This is a genomic window from Pseudomonas khavaziana (assembly GCF_019145205.1).
In the GTDB taxonomy this organism is placed as follows: Bacteria; Pseudomonadota; Gammaproteobacteria; order Pseudomonadales; family Pseudomonadaceae; genus Aquipseudomonas; species Aquipseudomonas khavaziana.
This window is the reverse complement of sequence record NZ_JAHSTT010000017.1, coordinates 81,910-105,888: the sequence shown is the minus strand read 5'-3', so window position 1 is coordinate 105,888 and position 23,979 is coordinate 81,910. Positions and strand designations below refer to the sequence as shown.

General features: G+C 60.3%; 23 protein-coding genes. 8 read left to right on the top strand and 15 right to left on the bottom strand.

What is annotated here, in order from left to right; translation table 11 throughout:
• Window positions 1-33 precede the first annotated feature (33 nt).
• Window positions 34-267 carry a PP0621 family protein gene (locus KVH01_RS27005; protein ID WP_043049303.1) on the top strand — a complete coding sequence of 78 codons (234 nt, stop codon included), beginning with the start codon at window positions 34-36 and terminating at the stop codon, window positions 265-267.
• Here the strand turns inward: KVH01_RS27005 and thiO are convergent.
• The 5 genes from thiO to pilV form a co-directional block, all read right to left on the bottom strand.
• A complete protein-coding gene (gene thiO, locus KVH01_RS27000) occupies window positions 254-1,363 on the bottom strand; it encodes a glycine oxidase ThiO (protein WP_217883541.1) in 1,110 nt (369 codons plus the stop codon). The two genes, KVH01_RS27005 and thiO, sit on opposite strands and share 14 nt — an antisense overlap.
• A 62-nt stretch (window positions 1,364-1,425) precedes the next feature.
• The gene (locus KVH01_RS26995; protein ID WP_217883540.1) at window positions 1,426-1,827 is read right to left on the bottom strand and encodes a type IV pilin protein; all 402 of its coding nucleotides are present in this window, start codon (window positions 1,825-1,827) and stop codon (window positions 1,426-1,428) included.
• A gap of 11 nt (window positions 1,828-1,838) precedes the next feature.
• On the bottom strand, window positions 1,839-2,363 hold the full coding sequence (locus tag KVH01_RS26990; protein WP_225924385.1) for a pilus assembly PilX family protein: 525 nt from the start codon (window positions 2,361-2,363) through the stop codon (window positions 1,839-1,841).
• Window positions 2,364-2,374: 11 nt separating this feature from the next.
• Window positions 2,375-3,082, bottom strand: a complete 708-nt coding sequence (locus tag KVH01_RS26985) for a prepilin-type N-terminal cleavage/methylation domain-containing protein (RefSeq protein WP_217883539.1) — start codon at window positions 3,080-3,082, stop codon at window positions 2,375-2,377.
• Window positions 3,079-3,564: a type IV pilus modification protein PilV gene (gene pilV / locus KVH01_RS26980; protein WP_217883538.1), complete on the bottom strand. Its 486-nt coding sequence runs from the start codon at window positions 3,562-3,564 to the stop codon at window positions 3,079-3,081. Before pilV ends, KVH01_RS26985 begins: the two co-directional genes overlap by 4 nt.
• Window positions 3,565-3,768: 204 nt before the next feature.
• Here pilV and KVH01_RS26975 point away from each other — a divergent pair, with 204 nt between their 5' ends.
• Window positions 3,769-4,350, top strand: coding sequence for a GspH/FimT family pseudopilin (locus tag KVH01_RS26975; protein ID WP_217883537.1), 582 nt, complete (start codon window positions 3,769-3,771; stop codon window positions 4,348-4,350).
• Here KVH01_RS26975 and ispH read toward each other — a convergent pair.
• The 6 genes from ispH to murJ form a co-directional block, all read right to left on the bottom strand.
• Entirely contained in the window at window positions 4,304-5,251 is a 948-nt protein-coding gene (gene ispH, locus KVH01_RS26970; RefSeq protein WP_043049291.1) for a 4-hydroxy-3-methylbut-2-enyl diphosphate reductase, read from the bottom strand. The two genes, KVH01_RS26975 and ispH, sit on opposite strands and share 47 nt — an antisense overlap.
• A gap of 178 nt (window positions 5,252-5,429) precedes the next feature.
• The gene (locus KVH01_RS26965; RefSeq protein ID WP_200893576.1) at window positions 5,430-5,867 is read right to left on the bottom strand and encodes an FKBP-type peptidyl-prolyl cis-trans isomerase; all 438 of its coding nucleotides are present in this window, start codon (window positions 5,865-5,867) and stop codon (window positions 5,430-5,432) included.
• Window positions 5,868-5,874: 7 nt separating this feature from the next.
• Entirely contained in the window at window positions 5,875-6,387 is a 513-nt protein-coding gene (lspA, locus tag KVH01_RS26960; protein ID WP_043049287.1) for a signal peptidase II, read from the bottom strand.
• On the bottom strand, window positions 6,380-9,211 hold the full coding sequence (gene ileS, locus KVH01_RS26955) for an isoleucine--tRNA ligase (protein WP_217883536.1): 2,832 nt from the start codon (window positions 9,209-9,211) through the stop codon (window positions 6,380-6,382). The genes lspA and ileS overlap by 8 nt, the downstream gene beginning before the upstream one ends.
• A 14-nt stretch (window positions 9,212-9,225) precedes the next feature.
• Window positions 9,226-10,164, bottom strand: a complete 939-nt coding sequence (gene ribF, locus KVH01_RS26950) for a bifunctional riboflavin kinase/FAD synthetase (protein WP_043049285.1) — start codon at window positions 10,162-10,164, stop codon at window positions 9,226-9,228.
• A 119-nt stretch (window positions 10,165-10,283) separates the two neighbouring features.
• Window positions 10,284-11,822: a murein biosynthesis integral membrane protein MurJ gene (gene murJ / locus KVH01_RS26945; protein ID WP_043049284.1), complete on the bottom strand. Its 1,539-nt coding sequence runs from the start codon at window positions 11,820-11,822 to the stop codon at window positions 10,284-10,286.
• Window positions 11,823-12,075: 253 nt separating this feature from the next.
• Between murJ and rpsT the strand changes: the two genes are divergently transcribed.
• The gene (rpsT, locus tag KVH01_RS26940) at window positions 12,076-12,354 is read left to right on the top strand and encodes a 30S ribosomal protein S20 (protein WP_003188401.1); all 279 of its coding nucleotides are present in this window, start codon (window positions 12,076-12,078) and stop codon (window positions 12,352-12,354) included.
• Between the two features lie 276 nt (window positions 12,355-12,630).
• On the opposite strand, the gene KVH01_RS26935 is transcribed toward rpsT, so the two are convergent.
• Window positions 12,631-13,116 carry an FKBP-type peptidyl-prolyl cis-trans isomerase gene (locus KVH01_RS26935; protein ID WP_043049282.1) on the bottom strand — a complete coding sequence of 162 codons (486 nt, stop codon included), beginning with the start codon at window positions 13,114-13,116 and terminating at the stop codon, window positions 12,631-12,633.
• Here KVH01_RS26935 and KVH01_RS26930 point away from each other — a divergent pair.
• The 3 genes from KVH01_RS26930 (at window position 13,085) to KVH01_RS26920 (ending at window position 16,484) form a co-directional block, all read left to right on the top strand.
• On the top strand, window positions 13,085-13,405 hold the full coding sequence (locus KVH01_RS26930; protein ID WP_080889073.1) for a DUF3565 domain-containing protein: 321 nt from the start codon (window positions 13,085-13,087) through the stop codon (window positions 13,403-13,405). The genes KVH01_RS26935 and KVH01_RS26930 overlap by 32 nt on opposite strands.
• Before the next feature lie 79 nt (window positions 13,406-13,484).
• Complete coding sequence (gene pta / locus KVH01_RS26925; RefSeq protein WP_043049280.1) at window positions 13,485-15,584, top strand: phosphate acetyltransferase; 2,100 nt, start codon at window positions 13,485-13,487, stop codon at window positions 15,582-15,584.
• Entirely contained in the window at window positions 15,585-16,484 is a 900-nt protein-coding gene (locus tag KVH01_RS26920; RefSeq protein ID WP_217883535.1) for an acyltransferase, read from the top strand.
• Window positions 16,485-16,660: 176 nt separating this feature from the next.
• On the opposite strand, the gene cysN is transcribed toward KVH01_RS26920, so the two are convergent.
• The 3 genes from cysN to KVH01_RS26905 form a co-directional block, all read right to left on the bottom strand.
• Complete coding sequence (cysN, locus tag KVH01_RS26915) at window positions 16,661-18,559, bottom strand: sulfate adenylyltransferase subunit CysN (protein ID WP_217883534.1); 1,899 nt, start codon at window positions 18,557-18,559, stop codon at window positions 16,661-16,663.
• A gap of 9 nt (window positions 18,560-18,568) precedes the next feature.
• Window positions 18,569-19,486 carry a sulfate adenylyltransferase subunit CysD gene (cysD, locus tag KVH01_RS26910; protein ID WP_043049276.1) on the bottom strand — a complete coding sequence of 306 codons (918 nt, stop codon included), beginning with the start codon at window positions 19,484-19,486 and terminating at the stop codon, window positions 18,569-18,571.
• 178 nt (window positions 19,487-19,664) lie between these two features.
• On the bottom strand, window positions 19,665-20,423 hold the full coding sequence (locus tag KVH01_RS26905; RefSeq protein WP_043049274.1) for a Nif3-like dinuclear metal center hexameric protein: 759 nt from the start codon (window positions 20,421-20,423) through the stop codon (window positions 19,665-19,667).
• Window positions 20,424-20,524: 101 nt separating this feature from the next.
• Here KVH01_RS26905 and algW point away from each other — a divergent pair, with 101 nt between their 5' ends.
• Window positions 20,525-21,685, top strand: coding sequence for a Do family serine endopeptidase AlgW (gene algW / locus KVH01_RS26900; protein ID WP_043049273.1), 1,161 nt, complete (start codon window positions 20,525-20,527; stop codon window positions 21,683-21,685).
• Window positions 21,686-21,795: 110 nt separating this feature from the next.
• Window positions 21,796-23,892, top strand: a complete 2,097-nt coding sequence (locus tag KVH01_RS26895; protein WP_217883533.1) for a TonB-dependent siderophore receptor — start codon at window positions 21,796-21,798, stop codon at window positions 23,890-23,892.
• Window positions 23,893-23,979: the final 87 nt, after the last annotated feature.

Genomic DNA, 23,979 nt, shown 5'->3' with positions numbered 1-23,979 from the left:
ACTGACGCATTCCTTGCCGAGAAACTGCCCATTATGCTTCGTCTACTGTTCTGGATTGCCGTCATTGCTGCCGCGGTATGGTTCTGGCGCAAATTCAAAAACCCTACAGCTCGCCAGCAGCGGCCTGCTGAGCCGAATGCGGCGCTGATGGTGCGTTGCGCCCACTGCGGCGTGCATCTGCCGCAGGATCGCGCACTGAGTTCAAGCCAGGCGTGGTATTGCACCCAGGCACACCTGGAACAAGGGCCGAAGTCTATCCAGCGTTGAGGCGACCGGCGGGCGAGTAAGGCGCGGGATCGATGATCGGGGCCCGCGCCAACAGCAAGTCGGCGAATAACTGGCAGGAGGCCGGCGCTAGCACCAGGCCATTGCGGTAATGCCCGCAATTGAGCCACAACCCGTTGAACCCAGGAACCTCACCGATATACGGAATACCCTCCGGCGAGCCAGGCCGCAACCCTGCCCAATGCCCGACCACCTCGGCGGCCGCCAAAGCCGGAATCAGCTCCACCGCAGACGCCTTGAGGCTTTCCAGCGCGGTTTCGGTCGGTGTCTTGTTGAACCCCTCATGCTCCAATGTGCTTCCGATCAGGATGTGCCCATCACGTCGCGGGATCGCATACCGCCTCTTGGCCAAGACCATGCTGGATAAAAAGTCAGACGCACATTTGTACAGAATCATCTGGCCTTTGACCGGCTCTACGGGTAACGCCAAGCCCAGCGTGCCCAGCAATTGCCCACTCCAGGCACCGGCAGCGAGCACCACCTGATCACCTGGAACCTGCCCTGCAGCGGTATTGACGCCCACCACGCTGTCGCCCTCGCGGACAAATCCTTGTACTTCGCAATGCTCCTGTATTGTCACACCCGGCAACGCCAGCAGCGCAGCCCTCAGGGATTTGACCAGGCGTGGGTTGCGTACATTGGCCACGTCAGCCATGTAGATCGCCCGGGAATAGCCGCCTCCCAATACCGGCACTGCATCATGGGCCGCCGACACATCCACCTTGCTTAATGGCCGTCCTTCACGTGCAGCCCAGGCCAATGCTTGACCTTCATCATCCAGGTCAAGCCAGTACAGGCCCGTGGTATGCACCTCGGGATCCACGCCGGTAGCGGCAAACAAGCGCTGCGCCAGTTGCGGGTAAAAATCCTGGGACCAATGGGCCAAGGCGGTGACCGCCGGGCTGTAGCGCCAGGGATACAACGGCGAAACAATCCCGCCACCTGCCCAGGAAGACTCCTGCCCAAGCCCCGCACGCTCCAGCAGTATTACCGCCAGCCCTTCCCTGGCGAGGTTGTACGCGGTCAACAGCCCGATTACTCCGCCGCCGACAATCACCACTTGCTGTTGCTTAGCCATTATTCGATCCAGCCGATAAACAGGGAAAGACGCGCCCGGCGCCCACTCTTCAAGCACGCTCATCATTGCCCCCAGCAGAGCTTGCGCGACATATCAGGCGCCGCTCCCGGATTACTTCGCATACCGGTGCTGGTCAAGCTGAAGGCTGCACACGCATCACCCGCCATCAACGAATCCACAACAGGCGTAGCGAGCAGGTCAAAATCCTGAGGGTTTAAAACAACACTGATTCTATAGTGATCATTGCCCGCACTGACGCCGCTTGCATCAATAAAAGTGCCGTTTCTCGTATGAAAACGCTCCAAGTGTTGGGCTTGCTCGCTCAACAACGCGACGATTTGCGCTCGATAAACCTTTTTAACCTGGCCGGTATACCCAGGATAGGTAACCCCAGCCAGCAACGCGATGATCGCCACCACGATCAGTAACTCGATCAGGCTAAAGCCCCGGCTATCCATGCCCATTCTGTTGCTCCCTATTGAAGTTGCCGCCATAAGACCCGTCGAAACCTGACGCTGCCTCCCTCCTCCACCCGTGCGTAGACCGTCTCCAGCACCGTGCGTGATTGACCTGCAAGCCCGACAGCGGTTACCCGGAACAGTGCCGCCGGGGCATGAGCCGGTAGATGGACCACACCGGCCCCCATACCCAGCGCTTGAACGCCATAGAATCCACCCTTCAGCGCAACCCAAGAGACCGCAGATACAGGATTGGGGCCGGCGCGCACCAACGAAAAAGCTTCAACGGGCGGCGCACAGGTGATGACCGAGTGGCAGGTGGGCAACGCCCCGCCTGTCCTCTGTACCACCCATTCGCCCAACCTCAAGCCGCTTTCGGCATGTTGAAATGATTGATTGCGATGCCACAGGCTATTCGCGACTTTTTGCTGGGATACCGCCCCCTGCATGGATGACAACCCCACCAGCGACAACAGCAGCAGGAATACCAGACAGATCAGCAACACCATCCCGGCCTGCCGCAGATGAAGTCCGCCAAGCATGATCAACACGCCTAACCCAGCCGATTTCGCAGCGCGGCCACGACGCTGTAGCTCTGATCCTTCACCCGCCCTGAGGGGTCTTGCAACGTCATACTGATGCGCACGCTGCGTATCAACGATGGGTCAACGGGGTGGCTGTCGTAACGCACCACCACCGTTGATGCCGGCTGGGTCGTCATGCCAAAGCTGATGTCGAATGCCCGCACGTTATCCATCAGTACGGCTTTCGCAGGCGTTGCCGGCGTACTGATCTTCAACTGGCCTGTTTCGTAGGTGTAGGTGAGCTGGCGTATGCCAAAGCGGATCTGGCCAGGTGCGGCGGCAGGCGGTGCCCCGGCATAAGCCTGGGCCACCTCCTTGCAGTCGGACATTACCGTCCAATCGGGCTTGCCAACACCCTCACCGACGCTCGCCGTAACTAATGTGAGTGACTTTGCACTCGCCGAAGCCTCCCAACTTATCGGTCGGTCAAAAGCGGCAGGCGCGTTGTCGATGACGGCAGTGGCCAGGCACCCCAGCATGCCTGCCTGGCGTATGTCCTGGGTAATCTTGCTCAGGACAAACCGCGCGTCATCCTGCATCACCATTGCGGCCTGCTGGCTGGCATGGGTCAGTCGCGAGCTGATCAACACCTGGCCCGCACCCAGCACCAGCGCTAGCCCTACGGCGAGTGCCAGCAACAATTCCACCAGGCTGAAACCTCGAGCAAGACGATTCATTGCAACGCTCCCTGATCACTGGCGATACGACTGGTGAGGGTGAAGGTTTCCCGGGCTCCAGGCCTGTTTGCGACCCGAGCGTCCTGCCAGCTGATGCTGATGGTGACCTCGTGCCCACTCAAAGCCACTGACCCCTTAGCGTCTTCGCCAGCAAAACCAATGATATTGGCCTCGAAATCGTGCAGGTCCAAGTCACGCACACTCGCAGTCGAAGTGCTGCGCGGCGCGGGCTCGGCGCTGCCCCACGAGTAATCTGCACCGGCGTTGGCGCGAATGCGGTCAAGCATGTCGTAGGCGATAAAACTGGCTTGGCTGGTCATCCTGGCGCTGTCGGTGTACTTGAGCGCATTGAGCTGGAGCACTGCAGCGCCCATCAGACCAATGGCCAGGATCAGCAGCGCTACCAGCACCTCGATCAAGGTCATGCCGGATTGGCGCCGCTGGAAAGCGCGCAGGAAAAATCGATTCGGGCAGGCGGGCATTACCGTCGTCATCCATGTCGAAGGCCGAAAAAGCAGGCAAAACCTGCTGTGCGACCCAAGACTAGCGTCGGTTTTCGAGCGGCGCTGCTCCAGGAACAAAGGGAAATACTTTGGACATAAAGGCCATCATTCACCGGCAAGGACGCAGGGCTATACCTAGACCTGCAACTTGAAAACCCAATGGCGTCCACGGAGGGAACGCACATGAAACAACGAGGATTCACCCTGATCGAAATGCTGCTCGGGCTGATCGTGACCAGCTTTCTCGCACAACTGGCCGTACCAGGCTTCAAAGGGTTACTTGAATCACAGCAGCGACAAAGCTTGGCCCAATCACTCGCTGCTGGCCTGCGCTACGCACGCACCGAGGCCATCGCGCGCAATCAGGCGGTGGTCATTCACGCGCGGGACGAGGACTGGAGCCTGGGGTGGCGGGTGATACTGGACGTCAATGGGCGTGGTCACCTGGACGAAGATAACCCGGTATTGCTGGAACGACAGGACAGCGGGCATGTGCTTATCGCGGGCAATGGCCCGGTCACGAACCAGGTGCGTTTCAGTGGTTTGGGGGAGCCGGTCTTTGCCGGCGGGGGCTTCCGTGCCGGCACCGTGCATGTGTGCGACACAAGCCAGGCACAGAGCCTGTACCAGGTAGTGCTGGCGCCCAGCGGACGCATCAGCCTGCGCAGTGTGAAAACCGAGCAGGCATTATGCCGAGGCTATACCAGCACGTCGGGCGTCAGAGCAGCGAGCGGACCCGCAGTTCCTTGGGCATGGAGAACGTGATGTTCTCTTCACGACCAGCCAGCTCATCAGCACCCGTGGCTCCCCAGGCCTGCAACTGCTGGATCACGCCGCGCACCAGCACTTCCGGGGCCGAGGCGCCCGCGGTGATGCCAATCCGCTCGACACCCTCGAACCAACTACGCTGCATGTCTTCGGCGCCATCGATCAGGTATGCCGGTGTGGCCATGCGTTCGGCCAGCTCACGCAAGCGATTGGAGTTGGAGCTGTTGGGGCTGCCGACCACCAGCACCACATCGCACTCATCCGCCAGTTGCTTGACCGCATCCTGGCGGTTTTGCGTGGCGTAGCAGATGTCGTCCTTGCGGGGGCCGCCAATGGAGGGGAAACGCGTGCGCAGGGCATCGATTACGCGGCTGGTATCGTCCATGGACAAGGTGGTCTGGGTCACGAATGCCAGGCGATCCGGGTTGTGCACCTGCAAGTTGGCGACGTCTTTTTCGTCTTCAACCAGGTAGATGGCGCCGCCGTTACTGGCGTCGTACTGACCCATGGTGCCTTCGACTTCCGGGTGACCGGCATGGCCGATGAGGATGCATTCGCGGCCGTCACGGCTGTAGCGCGCCACCTCGATGTGCACCTTGGTCACCAGCGGGCAAGTGGCATCGAATACTTTAAGGCCACGGCCAGCCGCTTCGGTACGTACCGCCTGGGATACACCGTGGGCACTGAAGATGACGATAACGTCGTCGGGCACCTGGTCGAGCTCTTCGACAAAGATCGCGCCGCGTGCGCGCAGGTCTTCGACCACGAATTTGTTATGGACGACTTCATGGCGCACATAAATCGGCGGCCCGAAGACTTCCAGGGCGCGGTTGACGATTTCGATCGCCCGGTCCACGCCGGCGCAGAAGCCACGGGGGTTGGCGAGTTTGATTTGCATGCTGTGCCTCGTGTCTTGCAGCCACGTTGAGTCGAATTTAACGCTGACTCAACCGACAATGGAGATCAAAGGTGGGAGGGGCTTGCTCCCGATAACGGTATATCAATCTGCACATACTTAGCTGATACACCGCTATCGGGAGCAAGCCCCTCCCACATTTTAGACCGTGTACGGTCAGTTACAGCGCTTTGACGTTGATGATCTCGACGTCAAAGGTCAGCGTTTTGCCGGCCAACGGATGGTTGAAGTCGATGGTCACTTGCGCGTCATCGAAAGCTTTCACCACGCCAGGCAGTTCGGTATTCGCCGCATCATTGAAAATCACCAGCAAGCCTTCGGACAGGTCCATGCCTTCGAACTGCGAGCGCGGGATGATCTGCACGTTTTGCGGATTGGGCTGGCCAAAGGCGTTTTCCGGCAGGATCTGCAGGTTACGCTTGTCGCCAGCCTTAAAGCCGAACAGCGCCGCTTCAAAACCCGGCAACAGGTTACCGTCGCCCACCTTGAAAGTCGCCGGAGCTTTGTCGAAGGTGCTGTCGACCGTGTCGCCGTTCTCCAGGCGCAGTGCAAAATGCAGAGTGACTTCCGTGTTCTGGCCGATGCGTTGCTCAGCCAATACCTGATCAGTCATTGACGGTCTCTCCGGTTTTCTTGCTCTTGAACATATCCAGCGCCAGCATGATTGCACCGACGGTGATGGCGCTGTCAGCAAAGTTGAACGCCGGGAAATAATGGCGGTTCTGCCAATGCACCAGGATAAAGTCGATCACATGCCCCAGGGCAATGCGGTCATACAGGTTGCCCAGCGCGCCGCCCAGCACCAGGGCCAGGGCGATAGCCAGCCAGGTGTCGTCGCGACCCAGGCGCTTGAGCCAGATCACCAGCACTGCACTGACCACCACGGCGATCAGGGCAAACAACCAGCGCTGCCAGCCACCGCCGTCAGCCAGGAAGCTGAAGGCGGCGCCGGTGTTGTAGGCCAGGGTCCAGCTGAAGTAATCCGGGATCACCACGATTTGCTGGAACATCTCCAGGGAGCCCTCGAAGTGAGCCTTGCTGACCTGGTCAATGACCAGGACCAGCAAACTCAATACGAGCCAGCCCAGACGTCCAAAACGACTGGCTGAGTTAGGCATAGTGGCGAACCTCGCCAGCACCGCTGATGTTGTCTACACAACGGCCGCAGATTTCCGGGTGCTCAGGGTTCACGCCGACGTCTTCACGGCAGTGCCAGCAACGGGCGCACTTGGGGAAGGCCGACTTGACCACTTTGAGCTTGAGGCCCGGTACTTCGGTCGCTACGGCATCCGCCGGGGCCTGGGCGAAAGGTGCCAGGCTCGCGGTGGAGGTGATCAGCACGAAGCGCAGTTCGTTGCTCAGCTTGGCCAGGTCGGCAGTCAGGCCGTCCTCGGCAAACAAGGTGACTTCGGCTTGCAGGTTGCCGCCCACGGCCTTGGCCGCACGCTGGACTTCCAGCTCCTTGTTCACCGCAACCTTGACCGCCATGACGCCTTCCCAATACTCGCGGCCCAGTTCGAAGTCGGCCGGCAGTTCGGTCAGGCCTTCGTACCAGGTGTTGAGCATGACCGACTCGTTACGCTCGCCCGGCAGGTATTCCCACAGTTCATCGGCGGTGAATGCCAGGATCGGTGCGATCCAGCGCACCAGCGCTTCGCTGATGTGGTACAGCGCAGTCTGCGCCGAACGGCGCGCCTTGCTGTTGGCGCCGGTGGTGTACTGGCGGTCCTTGATGATGTCGAGGTAGAAACCGCCCAGCTCCTGCACGCAGAAGTTGTGGATCTTGGAGTAGACGTTCCAGAAGCGATACTCGCCGTAGTGCTCCTGCAGCTCACGCTGCAGCAACAGGGTACGGTCCACGGCCCAACGGTCCAGGGCGAGCATGTCCTCGGCCGGCAGCAGGTCGGTGGCCGGGTTGAAGCCGGTCAGGTTCGACAGCATGAAGCGTGCGGTATTGCGGATGCGACGGTAGGCATCCGCGCTGCGCTGCAGGATCTGCTCCGAAACAGCCATCTCGCCCGAATAGTCGGTCGAGGCCACCCACAGGCGCATGATATCGGCACCCAAGGTGTCGTTGACCTTTTGCGGCGCGATCACATTGCCCAGGGACTTGGACATCTTGCGGCCGTTTTCGTCGACGGTGAAACCATGGGTCAGCAGCTCACGGTATGGTGCGTGGTCGTCGATGGCGCATCCGGTCAGCAACGACGAGTGGAACCAGCCGCGGTGTTGGTCAGAGCCTTCCAGGTACAGGTCGGCACGCGGGCCGGTCTCGTGGCCCATCGGATGCGAACCGCGCAGTACGTGCCAATGGGTGGTGCCCGAATCGAACCACACGTCGAGGGTGTCGCTGATCTTGTCATACAGCGGCGCTTCGTCGCCCAACAGTTCGGCGGCGTCCAGCTTGAACCAGGCTTCGATACCTTCCTGTTCGACACGCTGGGCCACGACCTCCATCAGTTCGACGGTACGCGGGTGCAACTCGCCGCTTTCCTTGTTCAGGAAGAACGGGATCGGCACGCCCCAGTTGCGCTGGCGGGAGATGCACCAGTCCGGACGGTTGGCGATCATCGAGTGCAGGCGCGCCTGGCCCCAGGCCGGGACGAACTGGGTGTCTTCGATGGCCTTGATCGCACGATTGCGCAGGGTCTGGCCCTGGACCGGCTCCTTATCCATACCGATAAACCACTGCGCGGTGGCGCGGTAGATCAGCGGGGTCTTGTGGCGCCAGCAGTGCATGTAGCTGTGCTTGATGGTTTCGGTGTGCAGCAGCGCACCAACTTCCGACAGCTTATCGATGATCGGCTGGTTGGCCTTGAAGATGAACTGGCCGCCGAAGAACTCCAGGGACGGCACGTAGACGCCATTGCTCTGCACCGGGTTCAAGATGTCGTCGTTGACCATGCCATAGGCTTTGCAGGTCACGAAGTCGTCTACGCCATAGGCCGGTGCGGAGTGAACGATGCCGGTGCCGGCGCCCAGTTCCACGTAGTCCGCCAGGTACACCGGCGACAGACGGTCATAGAACGGATGACGGAAGTTGATCAGCTCCAGCGCAGAACCGGTGGTGGTGGCGATCACCGAGCCTTGCAGCTCGTAACGCGCCAGGCACGACTCGACCATTTCCTCGGCCAGCACCAGCAGGCGATCACCGACGTCCACCAGGGCGTAGGTGAATTCCGGGTGCACGTTCAGCGCCTGGTTGGCCGGGATGGTCCACGGGGTGGTGGTCCAGATCACGATGGCGGCCGGTTTGCTCAGGCTCGCCAGGCCAAAGGCCTCGGCGAGCTTGGCGTCGTCGGCGATCGGGAACGCCACGTCGATGGTCGAGGACTTCTTGTCTTCGTACTCGACTTCCGCTTCGGCCAGGGCCGAACCGCAATCGAAGCACCAGTTCACGGGCTTGAGGCCCTTGAACACGAAACCGCCCTTGACGATTTCGGCCAAGGCACGGATTTCACCGGCCTCGTTCTTGAAATTCATGGTCTTGTACGGGTTGTCCCACTCGCCCAGCACGCCCAGACGGATGAATTCGGACTTCTGCCCTTCGATCTGCTCGGTGGCGTAGGCACGGCACAGTTCGCGGGTCTTATCCGCGCCCAGGTTCTTGCCGTAGGTCACTTCGACTTTGTGTTCGATCGGCAGGCCGTGGCAATCCCAGCCCGGGACATATGGCGCGTCGAAGCCCGAAAGGGTCTTCGAGCGGATGATCATGTCCTTGAGAATCTTGTTCAGCGCATGACCGATGTGAATCGTGCCGTTGGCGTAAGGAGGGCCGTCGTGCAGAACGAATTTCGGACGATCCTTGCCAATTTCGCGCAACTTTCCGTACAGGCCAATACTGTCCCAGCGCTGCAGGATCTGCGGTTCGCGCTGTGGCAGGCCGGCCTTCATTGGGAAGGCGGTGTCCGGAAGGTTTAGCGTGGCTTTATAGTCGGTCATTTAAGGCTCTTCGGTTAGCGATGGGCGCTAGGTGCGGCTAGTGCACGGGCGGCGGCGACATCCGCATTGATCGCCGTTTTCAACGCCTCCAGGGAGGCGAAACGCTGCTCTTCACGCAGCTTCTGGTGGAAAACCACCGTCAAACGCCGGTCGTATAAATCACCGGCAAAATCCAAAAGGTGAACTTCCAGGTGGGCCTTGCCATCACCTGCAACCGTGGGCCTGACGCCTATATTGGCGACTCCCGGCCACGATTGGCCGTCGATATCGACGCTCACCAGGTAAACCCCGGTCAAGGGTACACGACGGCGCTTGAGTTGCACGTTGGCAGTTGGCGTGCCCAATTGGCGCGCCAGCTTCTGGCCGTGCAATACCCGCCCGGCAATGCGGAACGGGCGACCGAGCAAACGCTCGGCCAAGCCGAAGTCGGCAGCAGCCAGCGCGTTACGCACCTGGGTGCTGCTCACGCGCAGACCGTCCAGTTCGACGGTTTGCGCGGCTTCGACGGTAAACCCTTGGCTGGCGCCGGCATGTTGCAGGAAATCGAAATCCCCGACCCGGTCACACCCGAAACGGAAGTCGTCGCCGACTTCCAGGTGTTGCACCCCCAGGCCCTCCACCAGGATACGGTCAACGAACTCGGTTGCGCTGAGGCTACGCAAGCGCTGGTTGAAAGCCAGGCAGAGGACGCGGTCCACACCCTCTTCGGCCAGCAGTTGCAGCTTGTCGCGCAAGCGCGCCAGGCGGGCCGGCGCCGTTTCCGGGGTAAAGAACTCCCGCGGTTGTGGCTCGAAAATCACCACGCAGCTGGGCACGCCCAACTCGACCGCACGCTCGCGTAGCCGGGCCAGGATAGCCTGGTGGCCACGGTGAACACCGTCAAAGTTGCCAATAGTGGCGACGCAGCCCCGATGCTCGGGGCGCAGGTTGTGAAGACCTCGAACCAGCTGCATAACGCGCTTCTTGCTCATAAAGTGGTCGATTATAACCACACCCAGCCCCGGACGACAGGCAACAGCGCAGGCCAAATGGGTCGATTCGATAAAACACCCGTTTTATCGCGGCAAACTCTCTATCCCAGCGACTTGCGATTGAAATGCCGCAGGCGGAAACCTTGCAACAGCAACATGCCGAAGTACACCGCCGCGCCCGCGACCACCAATACACCCAGGCGCATGAAGCGCTCCAGCATATCGCCATGACCCCAGGCCGGCATTACGTGCATCAGGCCAACGAGCACGGCGGACATCGCGGCGACTGCCACGAGCAACTTGAGGGCGAACATTCCCCAACCCGGCTGTGGCTGGTACATCTGCTGTTTGCGCAGTTGGTAAAACAGCAGACCGGCATTGATACAGGCGCCGGCACTGATCGCCAACGCCAGCCCGGCATGGGCCAAAGGCCCGATAAATACCAGGTTGAGCAGTTGCGTGACGATCAGCGTGAAAATTGCGATTTTCACCGGGGTGCGGATGTTTTGCTGCGCGTAAAAACCAGGTGCGAGCACCTTGATCACAATAATGCCGAGCAGGCCGACGGAGTAGGCAACCAGCGCGTGCTGGGTCATCAAGGCGTCATGCGCATCGAATTCTCCGTATTGGAACAGCGAGACCGTGAGCGGTTCGGCGAGGATCCCCAGGGCCAGGGCGCATGGCAATACCAGCAGGAAGCACAGGCGCAGGCCCCAATCGAGGATACGCGAATACTCCTGGCGGTCCTTGCTGGCGTAGGTGCGCGCCAGGGTCGGCAGCAGGATCGTGCCCAACGCCACGCCAAGCACGCCGGACGGCAACTCCATCAGGCGATCGGCGTAGTACATCCACGACACCGACCCCGAGACCAGCAGCGAGGCAAATGCGGTGTTGATGATCAGGGAGATCTGGCTCACCGACACCCCGAGGATTGCCGGCAGCATATTGCGCATCACGCGCCAGACACCGGTGTCCTTGAGATTCAGGCGCGGCAGCACGAGCATGCCGATTCTCTTCAAGTGCGGCAGCTGGTACAGCAATTGCGCCAGGCCACCGGCCAGGACCGCCCAGCCCAGGGCCATGACCGGCGGATCGAAATACGGCGTGAGGAACAGCGCAAAAATAATCATGCTGACGTTAAGCAGAGTCGGCACGAAAGCAGGTACCGAGAAACGGTTCCACGTATTGAGGATCGCCCCGGCCAGGGACGACAGGGAAATCAGCAATATATAAGGAAAGGTCACTCGCAGCAGATCAGTGGTCAGTGCGAATTTTTCCGGAGTATTGGCAAATCCCGGGGCGGTGGCCCAGATCACCCAGGGTGCGGCGAGCATGCCGACCAGGGTCACCAGCATCAGCACCAGGGTCAACAGGCCCGAGACGTAGGCAATAAAGGTGCGGGTCGCCTCCTCGCCCTGCTGGGTCTTGTATTCGGCAAGGATCGGCACGAAAGCCTGGGAAAACGCGCCCTCGGCGAAGATCCGCCGCAACAGGTTAGGGAGTTTAAAGGCAATAAAGAAGGCATCCGTGGCCATGCTGGCGCCAAAGATGCGCGCCAGCAGGGTGTCACGCACAAACCCCAAAACCCGGGAGATCATCGTAATAGAGCTGACGGCAGCCAACGATTTGAGCAGATTCATTGAAAGAGTTTGCGCCTATAGATAAAGAGCAGGCGAACAAAGCGCCTACTTATGCGATACTGCGCGCCTGCAACAGCACAGAGCCAAAGCTCGCGAGTTTACAGGTCAAGCGCCGGAAATAAATCACCCGCCTCTTCAGATCGACCACTCAGCAGTTCGCATCAGCCGCCCTTGACAACCCATCAAGTCATCGGCATGATTCGCGGCCTATTTTGTTTGCTATTTCCTAAAAAGTCTTTCGAGGAGCTCGACGGTGGCCAACACACCTTCCGCCAAAAAACGTGCAAAACAGGCTGAGAAGCGTCGCAGCCACAACGCCAGCCTGCGTTCCATGGTTCGTACCTACATCAAGAATGTAGTTAAAGCCATCGACACCAAAGACGCTGAAAAAGCCCAAGCTGCTTACGTTCTGGCCGTGCCAGTTATCGACCGTATGGCCGATAAAGGCATCATCCACAAGAACAAGGCCGCTCGTCATAAGAGCCGCCTGAATGGCCACATCAAGGCTCTGAGCGTTCCTGCTGCTGCCTAAGTGGTAACAACTGCCACGCAGCCCTGGTTGCGAAACAGTTAAGAAATGCCCCGTACCGAAAGGTCCGGGGCATTTTTGTTTGCCCACAGATTCATCACAAATCCCTTTGTGGGAGGGGGCTTGCTCCCGATAGCGGTGTGTCAGTCAGAATATCTGGTACTGATACACCGCTATCGGGAGCAAGCCCCCTCCCACAAGGAGATTACGGTGAACTTCAGATAAAAAAACGCCCCGAACCAGTCGGGGCGTTTTTGCTATCTATTGATCAAACCACAATCAATGGTGATGACCGCCTTCACCGTGGACGTGGCCGTGGGCTACTTCTTCCTGGGAAGCGTCGCGAATGGCAACGATCTTCACTTGGAAGTTCAGGCGCTGGCCTGCCAGAGGGTGGTTACCGTCGACGGTCACGTCGTCGCCGTCCAGGTCACGGATGGTGACGATCTGCATTTGGCCGTCCGGCGCGGAAGCGTGGAACTGCATGCCCACTTCCAGCTCGTCAACGCCTTCGAACATGCTGCGGCTCAGGGTGCTGACCAGTTCGGCGGAATATTCGCCGTAAGCATCTTCAGGCTCTACGGCGACGGTCAGTTCATCACCGACGTCTTTGCCTTCCAGGGCCTTTTCCAGGCCCGGGATGATGTTGCCTGCGCCTTGCAGGTAGACCAGCGGCGCGCCGCCGGCTGAGCTGTCGATGACCTCACCAGCGTCGTTGGTCAGGGTATAGTCGATGGAGACAGCCTTGTTAGCGGCGATCGTCATGGGGCGAGACCTTTTGCATAAGAATGAAGAACGGACAAGTCTAAACAAGGATTTGCCCGAAAGCGAACAGAACCCGGACGGACGGGGCCGATCAACGGCATCCTGCATCACCGGTTTCCATCAGGACGACGACCGGCATTGGGTCGCCGAACTGTCCTGCGGGCACACCCAGCACTTGCGCCACCAGCCGCCATGGCAGTCACGCGCCTGGGTACTGGACCCCGCGCAACGCCTTGAAAAAATAGGCCAACCCTTTGCGTGCGGCTGGTGTGCGCAAGCGCAAGAATAACGCTAACCTTGGCGCCTGATCCGCGGTAGGCACTCAAACATAGAGCGCCACCCAAGCCATGCACCTCCAGAGAATCCGCATGCAGACTTTTTTTATCGCGCCCACCGATTTTGGTGTGGGCCTGACCTCCATCAGCCTTGGGCTGGTGCGCACCCTGGAACGGGCCGGACTTAAGGTCGGCTTTTTCAAACCGATTGCCCAGCCTCACCCGGGCGATACCGGCCCGGAACGCTCCACTGAACTGGTGGCACGCACCCACGGGCTCAAACCGCCCCAACCCCTGGGCCTGGCCCACGTAGAGCGCATGCTAGGCGACGGCCAGCTCGATGAGCTGCTGGAAGAAATCATCACCCTCTACCAACAGGCCGCCGTGGGCAAGGACGTGCTGATCGTCGAAGGCATGGTGCCGACCCGCAGCGCCAGCTACGCCGCACGGGTCAACCTGCACCTGGCCAAGAGCCTGGATGCGGAGGTAATCCTGGTCTCGGCCCCGGAAAACGAAGTGCTCACCGAGCTTTCCGGCCGGGTGGAATTACAGGCGCAATTGTTCGGCGGCCCGAAAGACCCGAAAGTGCTGGGCGTGATCCTCAACAAGGTGCGCACCGATGAAAGCATGGAGGCCTTCTCGGCGCGCCTGAAAGAACACTCGCCGTTGCTGCGAAGCGGTGATTTCCGCCTGCTCGGCTGCATCCCCTACCAACCCGAACTCAACGCCCCGCGCACCCGTGACGTGGCTGACCTGATGGGTGCGCAGATCCTCAACGCCGGCGACTACGAAAGCCGGCGCATGACCAAGATCATCATCTGCGCGCGCACCATGCGCAACACCGTGGAGTTGCTCAAGCCCGGCGTGCTGGTGGTAACCCCAGGGGATCGCGACGACATCATCCTCGCCGTCAGCCTGGCCGCGATCAACGGCGTGCCGCTGGCCGGTCTGCTGCTGACCAGCGACACCCTGCCCGACCCACGCATCATGGACTTGTGCCGTGGCGCCTTCCAGGCCGGGTTGCCAGTGCTGTCGGTGAGCACCGGCTCCTATGACACCGCCAACCAGCTCAATAGCCTCAACAAGGAAATTCCCATTGATGACCGCGAGCGTGCGGAGATCATCACTGACTTCGTCGCCAGCCATCTCGATGCGCGCTGGCTGCACCAGCGTTGCGGTACGCCACGGGAAATGCGCCTGTCGCCGGCCGTGTTCCGCTACCAGTTGATCCAGCGCGCCCAGGCCGCCAACAAGCGCATCGTGTTGCCCGAAGGCAGCGAGCCGCTGACCGTCCAAGCCGCCGCCATCTGTCAGGCCCGGGGCATTGCCCGTTGCGTGCTGCTGGCCAAGCCGGCGGATGTGGAGGCGGTCGCCCGCGCCCAGGGCATCGAACTGCCCGAGGGCCTGGAGATTCTCGATCCGGACCTGATACGCCAACGCTACGTCGAGCCAATGGTCGCCTTGCGCAAGTCCAAGAGCCTCAACGCACCCATGGCCGAGCAACAGCTGGAAGATACTGTGGTGATCGCCACCATGATGCTCGCCCTGGACGAAGTGGACGGCCTGGTCTCCGGGGTTGTTCATTCCACTGCCAATACCATTCGCCCTGCCCTGCAGCTGATCAAGACCGCGCCCGGATGCACCCTGGTATCGTCGGTGTTCTTCATGCTGTTCCCCGAGCAGGTGCTGGTGTATGGCGACTGTGTGATGAACCCACACCCAAGCGCCGCGGAACTGGCGGAAATCGCCCTGCAAAGCGCCGATTCCGCCGCCGCATTCGGCATCACGCCACGGGTGGCGATGATCAGCTATTCCAGCGGTGATTCGGCCAGTGGCGAAGAAGTGGAAAAAGTCCGCGAAGCCACCCTGCTCGCCCATGAGCAGCAAAGCTCGCTGCTGATCGACGGCCCGCTGCAATACGACGCCGCCGCCAACGAAAACGTCGCCCGGCAACTAGCCCCCAATAGCCAGGTCGCGGGCAAGGCCACGGTGTTCGTGTTCCCCGACCTGAATACCGGCAACACTACTTACAAAGCCGTACAACGCAGCGCCGATTGCGTAAGCCTGGGGCCGATGCTCCAGGGCCTGCGCAAGCCAGTGAACGACCTGCCGCGCGGCGCCCAGGTAGACGACATCGTATACACCATCGCCCTGACGGCGATCCAAGCCGCCAACCGACCTATGGATATCTAAATGCTGGATTTTCTACCTGCCGCCGTGCGTGGCGTGATCGCCTCGTTGCTGTTGGCGCTGAACACGATCCTGCTGTGCTCGTTCCTGTTTATCGTCGCACTGTTCAAGGCGTTGCCGTTCGCCAAGCGCTTCAGCGAATGGCTGATGAACCATACCCATGAAGCCTGGGTGACCAACAACAAGGGCTGGATGAACCTGGTACGGCGCACGCGCTGGCACCTGACTGGCCTCGAGGGGTTGGACTACCAGCACTCCTACCTGGTGACCAGCAACCACCAGAGCTGGGTTGACATCATGGTGCTGCAATACGTGCTCAATCGGCGTATTCGCCCATTGAAGTTCTTCCTCAAGCAGGAATTGATCTGGGTGCCGGTGATCGGCCTGGCCTGGTGGGCACTGGGTTTTCCTTTTATGAAGCGCTATAGCAAGGCTTACTTGGAGAAGCACCCGGAAAAGAAAGGCAAGGATCTGGCGACCACCCGCAAAACCTGCGCGAAATTTCGCGACAACCCGGTGGGCATTTTCAACTTCGCCGAGGGCACGCGGTTTACGCCGGGCAAGCATGCGCAGCAGAACTCGCCGTTTCGCTATTTGCTCAAGCCCAAGGCCGGCGGCATTGCGTTTGTGCTGGATGCCATGGGGGAACAATTGAAGTCACTGGTGAATGTGACCATTCACTACCCTGGCGGACGCCCAGGGTATTGGGATTTGCTGTGCGGGAATGTGAAGGACGTAGTGGTGCACTTTGAAGAGGTGCAGATTCCGGCCGAGTTTATCGGCAAGAATTATGAGCAGGACGGGGAGTATCGGTTGGCGTTCCAGGGGTGGATTAACCAACTGTGGGAAGCCAAGGATGCGTTGCTGGATCAGCTTCACACCGAATTCCCAAGCAAGCGATGATCAACCTGTGGGAGGGGGCTTGCTCCCGATGAGGGAGTATCAGTTGATGCAGCCGTAGCTGACCCGCCGCTATCGGGGGCAAGCCCCCTCCCACATTTGACCGCGCTCGATCTTGAAGATGTAAAAAAAGCCCGCCACCGAGTCATCGGTGGCGGGCTTTTTTGTAGCGCCAACCCTTAGATCGCGCCGCGCTGGCGCAACAACTCCAGCACTTGCTTGACACTGCCTTCCAGCGACAAGGCCTGGGTGTCGATTACCAGGTCGGCATTCAACGGCACGTCGTACGGGAAAGATTCACCCGGAATGTTATCCCCACCCGCCGCGTACAAACCTTGCGGATCACGCTCGGCGCATACCAGCGGCGAGGCCTGCACATAGACCGTCAGCAAACGGTCAGCGCCGATCAGCGCCTTGGCCTGCTCACGGCCTTCGGCATCCGGCGCAACGAATGCGGCCAGGGTCAGCAAGCCAGCCTCATTGAACTGACGCGCGACGTGAGCCGCACGGCGCCAGTTTTCGGTACGCCCGGCACGGTCCTGAGGCAAGCCCTTGTTCAGGTCGTGACGCAGGTTCTGGCCGTCCAGTACAAACACCGCACGCCCCATGTCAAACAGCTTGCGCTCAACCGCGTAGGCCAAGGTGCTTTTGCCAGCGCCGGACAGGCCGCTGAACAGCACCGTGGCCGGCTGCTGACCGAAACGCAGGGCGCGCTCTTCGGTGGCGACGTGCGCGAGACTGCCGTGCTGCGCAGAACCGCCATGATTGACCGGCGGCGCGATGATCATGCCCGCAGCCACAGTGCCGTTGGTCAAACGGTCGATAACGATAAAGGCGCCGGTGGTGCGGTTACTGTCATAGCCATCCAACGCAATGGCGGCGTCGAGACTGACCTTGACCCGGCCGATTTCGTTGAGTTGCAGCGAACTCGCCGGGCCTTCGGCCAGGGTGTTCACATCCACGCGGTGCACGATGCTGGTGATGGAGCCCGGCACGTAGCTGGTGGCGCGCTTGATATCGTATTTCTTGCCCGGCAACATCGGTTCTTCGGCCATCCACACCAGCATGGCGTCGAAGGCGTCGGTCACTTGTGGCACGTTGTCGGCATGCACCAGCAGGTCGCCACGGGAGATATCGATCTCGTCTTCCATGGTCAAGGTCACGGCCTGGCCTGGGCCGGCGTTTTCCAGCTCACCTTCGAAGGTGACAATGGATTTGACCCGGCTGCTCTTGCCCGACGGCAGCACCACCACTTCATCGCCCTTGTGCACGATGCCGCTGGCCAGGGTGCCGGCGAAACCACGGAAATTCAGGTTCGGACGGTTGACGTACTGCACCGGGAAACGCAGGTCGGTGTAGTTGCGGTCATTGGCGATCTCGACGGTCTCGAGGATCTCCATCAGCGACTGGCCGGTGTACCAGGGCGAACGCTCGCTCTTGTTCACCACGTTGTCGCCCTTGAGCGCCGACATCGGTACAAAGGCCAAGGTGCTCGGCTTGAACGCGATACCTTCGGCGAACTTCAGGTAATCGGCCTTGATCGACTCGAAGACGCTCTGGTCAAAGCCATTGATGTCCATCTTGTTGACGGCCACCACGATGTGCTTGATCCCCAGCAACGAAGCGATAAAGCTGTGACGCCGGGTCTGGGTCTGAACCCCATAGCGGGCGTCGATCAGGATGATCGCCAGGTCACAGGTAGACGCACCCGTGGCCATGTTGCGGGTGTACTGCTCATGGCCGGGGGTGTCGGCGATGATGAATTTGCGCTTGGCGGTAGAGAAGTAGCGGTAGGCGACATCGATGGTGATGCCCTGCTCACGCTCGGCCTGCAGGCCGTCGACCAGCAAGGCCAGGTCGATATCGTCGCCCGTGGTGCCGGATTTCTTCGAATCGCGGGTGATGGCTTCCAGGTGATCTTCGTAGATCATCTTGGAGTCGTGCAGCAGGCGCCCGATCAGGGTGCTCTTACCGTCATCGACGTTGCCGCAGGTCAGGAAGCGCAACATTTCCTTGCGCTCGTGCTGGGCCAGGTAGGCGAGGATGTCCTCGCTGATCAAATCAGATACGTGCGACATGACAACCCCTTAGAAATAACCCTGACGTTTTTTGTCTTCCATGGAGCCGGCGCCATCGTGATCGATGACCCGGCCCTGGCGCTCGGAAGTTCGCGTCAGGAGCATTTCCTGAATGATGTCCGTCAGCGTCTCGGCTTCGGACTCCACCGCACCCGTCAACGGGTAGCAGCCAAGGGTGCGGAAACGTACTTTCTTTTTGACGATGCGGGCTTTGTCTTCGTCGGACAGGTGCTCGAGGATGCGGTCGTCGTCGATCATGATCAACGTGCCGTTCTTCTCGATCACGTCGCGCTCGGCGGCGAAGTACAGCGGCACAATCGGGATGCCTTCCAGGTAGATGTACTGCCAGATGTCCAGCTCGGTCCAGTTGGACAGCGGGAACACACGGATCGACTCGCCCTTGTTGACGTTGCCGTTGTAGACGTTCCACAGCTCCGGGCGCTGGTTCTTCGGGTCCCAGCGGTGTTTGCTGTCGCGGAACGAGTACACGCGCTCTTTGGCACGGGATTTCTCTTCATCGCGACGGGCACCACCGAACGCTGCGTCGAAACCATGCTTGTCCAGGGCCTGCTTGAGGCCCTCGGTCTTCATGATATCGGTGTGCTTGGCGCTGCCGTGGGTGAACGGGTTGATGCCCTGCGCCACGCCATCGGGGTTGACGTGGGTAATCAGGTCCAGGCCCAGCTCTTCAACCATGCGGTCGCGGAACTTGTACATCTCCTGGAATTTCCAGCGGGTGTCGACGTGCATCACCGGGAACGGCAGCTTGCCTGGGAAGAAGGCCTTGCGTGCCAGGTGCAGCATCACGGCGGAGTCTTTACCGATCGAGTAGAGCATCACCGGGTTGTCGAACTCGGCGGCGACCTCGCGGATGATGTGGATGCTTTCCGCCTCCAGCTGTTTCAGATGCGTCAGTTTGTCGACCATGGTTACTCACGGAAAAACGATCTTATGGACGGCCAGCGGGCCGTGTTCGAGCGAGGCATGCTAGCACAGCACCTGCTTCTATTCAGGGCGCCAACTAGATCGAAACGGTATATGAATATGCCGTCGAGTTTGGCCTGAAATGGGGTCAAGAGTGGGAGGGGCTAGCTCCCTCCCACATTCAGATCGGGTTCGGGCAATCGATGAACAGATGCTCCAGGGCAAAGCGTCGCGCCAGGTAGTCGCCCAATGCCTGAACGCCGTAGCGCTCGGTGGCGTGATGGCCGGCGGCGATGAAGCTGATGTCGTTTTCGCGGGCGCTGTGGAAGGTTTGTTCGGAGGCCTCACCGCTCAGGTAGAGGTCGACACCGGCGGCAATTGCCTGGTCGATATAGCCCTGGCCACCCCCGGTGCACCAACCGACGCGACGGATCATCTGGCTACCTTCGATCAGCAGTGGCTCGCGGCCCATCACGTCCTGCACGCGGCGAGCGAAGTCCCGGGGCGATAGAGGCTCAGCCAGGGACCCAACCAGGCCGACGATCTTGGGGTTGCTCGGGTCCAGCGGGCCTTCGACGGTGATGTCCAGGTGACGCGCCAGTTGCACGTTGTTGCCGACATCGGCGTGCAGGTCCAAAGGCAAGTGGTAGGCCAACAGGCTGATGTCGTGCTTGAGCAGGGTCTTCAGGCGGCGCTGCTTCATGCCGGTGATGCAGGGGTTTTCGCCCTTCCAGAAATAGCCATGGTGCACCAGCACCAGATCGGCCTTGGCTTCGACGGCGGCGTCCAGCAATGCTTGGCTGGCGGTCACGCCACTGACGATGCGCATCACCTGCGGACGCCCCTCGACCTGCAGGCCATTGGGGCAATAATCAGCAATTTTTGCACTGCCGAGGTAGCGGTCCGCTTCCTCGACGAGGGTGGTAAGGGGGACGGCCATAAAAGACTCCTAAATATCCCGTTCGCAGGCCTCGCAGCCTCGTATAATGCGCGACATTATGGGCGCTCTCCCGTCCCCTGCAACCTGTCAGGACTTACTTGATGCTCAAGGCACTGCGTTTTTTTGGATGGCCATTGTTGGCTGGCGTGCTGATCGCGATGCTGATTATCCAGCGTTATCCCCAGTGGGTGGGCCTGCCTACCCTGGATGTGAACCTGCAACAGGCGCCGCAGACCAGCACGGTGGTGCAAGGCCCGGTGACCTATGCCGATGCGGTCACCATTGCAGCACCTGCGGTGGTTAACCTGTACACCACCAAGGTCATCAACAAACCCGCGCATCCATTGTTCGAAGACCCGCAGTTCCGCCGCTATTTCGGTGACAACGGTCCCAAGCAACGCCGCATGGAGTCCAGCCTGGGTTCCGGGGTGATCATGAGCCCCGAAGGCTACATCCTCACCAATAACCACGTGACCAGCGGCGCCGACCAGATCGTGGTGGCCCTGCGTGATGGTCGCGAGACCTTGGCCCGCGTGGTGGGCAGTGACCCGGAAACCGACCTTGCGGTACTGAAGATCGATTTGAAGAATCTGCCGTCCATCACCCTCGGCCGTTCCGACGGTTTGCGCGTGGGTGATGTGGCGCTGGCCATCGGCAACCCGTTCGGCGTTGGCCAGACGGTCACCATGGGCATCATCAGCGCCACCGGGCGTAACCAGTTGGGCCTAAACAGCTATGAAGACTTCATCCAGACCGACGCGGCCATCAACCCGGGCAATTCCGGCGGAGCGCTGGTGGATGCCAATGGCAACCTGACGGGCATCAATACCGCGATTTTTTCCAAGTCCGGCGGCTCACAGGGCATTGGTTTCGCGATCCCGGTGAAGCTGGCGATGGAAGTGATGAAGTCGATCATCGAACACGGCCAGGTGATTCGTGGCTGGCTGGGCATTGAAGTGCAGCCACTGACCAAGGAACTGGCCGAGTCGTTCGGCTTGACCGGCCGCCCGGGCATCGTGGTTGCCGGGATCTTCCGCGACGGCCCGGCGCAGAAAGCCGGCCTGCAACTGGGCGATGTGATCCTCAGTATCGACGGAGCCCCGGCCGGTGATGGCCGCAAATCGATGAACCAGGTGGCACGGATCAAGCCGACCGACAAGGTGGCGATCCAGGTCATGCGCAACGGCAAGGAGATCAAGCTGTCAGCGGAAATCGGCCTGCGCCCACCGCCGGCAACGGCACCGGTGAAAGAAGAACAATAGCCTACGCACATCAGGCGCCCGTTCGAGGGCGCTTGATGGACACGTTTCACAGCATTCACCCTCATTAGTCATGTTATATTGTTTCAATATCGTCATTGGAACGTTCTATCATGCCGTCTCGCAAGTTTGTGCCCTCGGCCGGCCTGGCCCTGGGTTTGCTGCTCGACCCTGCCTACGCCGAAGAAAACACCCTGGAACTGGACACCATCAGCGTGACCTCCGAGGCCTATGAATCCGCTACCGGGCCAGTCACGGGCTACCGCGCCACACGCTCGGCCAGTGCCACCAAGACCGACACCGCCCTGCGCGATATCCCACAGTCGATCAGCGTGATTCCGGCCACAGTGCTCAAGGACCTGGGCAGCACCAATGTGGAACGCGCCCTGGAATTTGCCGGCGGCGTGTCCAAGCAGAACAACTTCGGCGGCCTGACCCTCTACGAATACAGCGTGCGCGGCTTCACCACGTCCGAGTTCTACCAGGATGGTTTCAGCGCCAACCGCGGTTACCCGAGCACACCCGATACCGCCAATATCGAACGCATTGAAGTGCTCAAGGGCCCCGCCGCCAGCCTGTATGGGCGTGGCGACCCTGGTGGTACGGTGAATATCGTCACCAAGAAACCCCAGCCCGACGCCTTCACCACCCTGCAGACCAGCGCCGGTAGTTGGGACCGCTACCGCACCGCTTTGGACGTGAATACACCGCTGGACAGCGAAGGGCGCGTATTGTCCCGGGTCAACCTGGCGGTGGAAGACAACCACAGCTTTCGCGATCACGTCGACAGCAAACGGGTGTTCGTCGCGCCTTCATTCAGTTGGCAACTCGACCCCGACACCCATCTGCTCGTAGAAAGCGAATTTGTGCGCCACAGCTCCACCTTCGACCGCGGCATCGTCGCCAATACCGGCATGTCCCATTCAACCTTCCTCGGCGAGCCCAACGACGGCAATATTGATAACCACAACAATCGCATCCAGGCCGCGTTGGAACACTACCTCAACGATGCCTGGAAGCTGCGCCTGGCCAGCCACTACAAGCAAGGCAGCCTGTGGGGTGACGCGTCGGAAAGCCGCGCCCTGAATGCCGACGGCCATACCGTCGACCGCCGCTATCGTGAGCGCTCCAACGGTTGGCACGACAGCATCACCCAGCTGGAGCTGCACGGTAAGTTCGACATTGGCAGCTGGCAACATGAACTGCTGGTGGGTGCCGAATACGAGGACTACCGCAAGAAAGAGCGCGTCACCACCATCGGTGGCAGCCGCTATACCATCGATATCCACAACCCGATTTACGGCCAGGCCAAACCCAACGGAGAGCGCTCCGGCACCGATGTTTTCGAGCAAGTAAAAAGCCAAGCGCTCAACCTGCAAGACCAGATCATCTTCACTGACCGCCTGCGCGGCATGATCGGCGCGCGCTTCGAACATTTCGAACAAAGCACCGACGACTTCGCCCGCAACCACACCAAGAATCGCCAGACCCACGACGCCTTCACCCAGCGCGCCGGCCTGCTCTACCAACTCACGCCACAAGTCGGGGTATTTGCCAACGCGTCCACCTCGTTCAAGCCAAACAGCGGCCTGGATGCCGGTGGCAAATCCTTCAAGCCAGAAGAAGGCGTGGGCTATGAGGTGGGGATCAAGAGCGAACTGTTTGACGAGCGCCTCAGCGCCACCCTGGCCGCCTTCCATATCGAAAAGGAAAACGTTTTGGCCCTGGATCCGGCGACTGACACCAACCGCGCCATGGGCAAGGCCCGCAGCCAGGGCTTTGACCTGCAGGTGACCGGGCAAGTGACCGACGCCATACGCGTGATCGGCGCCTTCGCGTATATCGACGCCGAAGTGACCAAGGGCGACAAAGACATACCCACGGGCAGCCGCATTCTCGGCGTGGCCAAACGCAGCGGCAGTCTGTTGGGGGTGTATGAATTCCAGGATGGCGCGTTGCGCGGTTCGGACCTGGGTGCGGCGTTCACCTACGTGGGTGATCGTTCTGGTGAAGCGGGTACAGGTTTTGAGCTGCCGGCCTACCACACCGTGGATTTGCTCGCCCATTACAAGGCGACAGAGAATGTCACCGTGGGGTTGAACCTGAATAACCTGTTCGATGAGAAGTATTACGAGCGCTCCTACAGCAGGTACTGGGCCAACCCCGGCGAGCCGCGCAACCTCACAGTCAGCCTGACCCTCAATCTCTGACGAACATTGGACTAAATGTGGGAGGGGGCTTGCCCCCGATCGCAGTGTGTCAGTCAGTATATCTGTCACTGATCCACCGCTATCGGG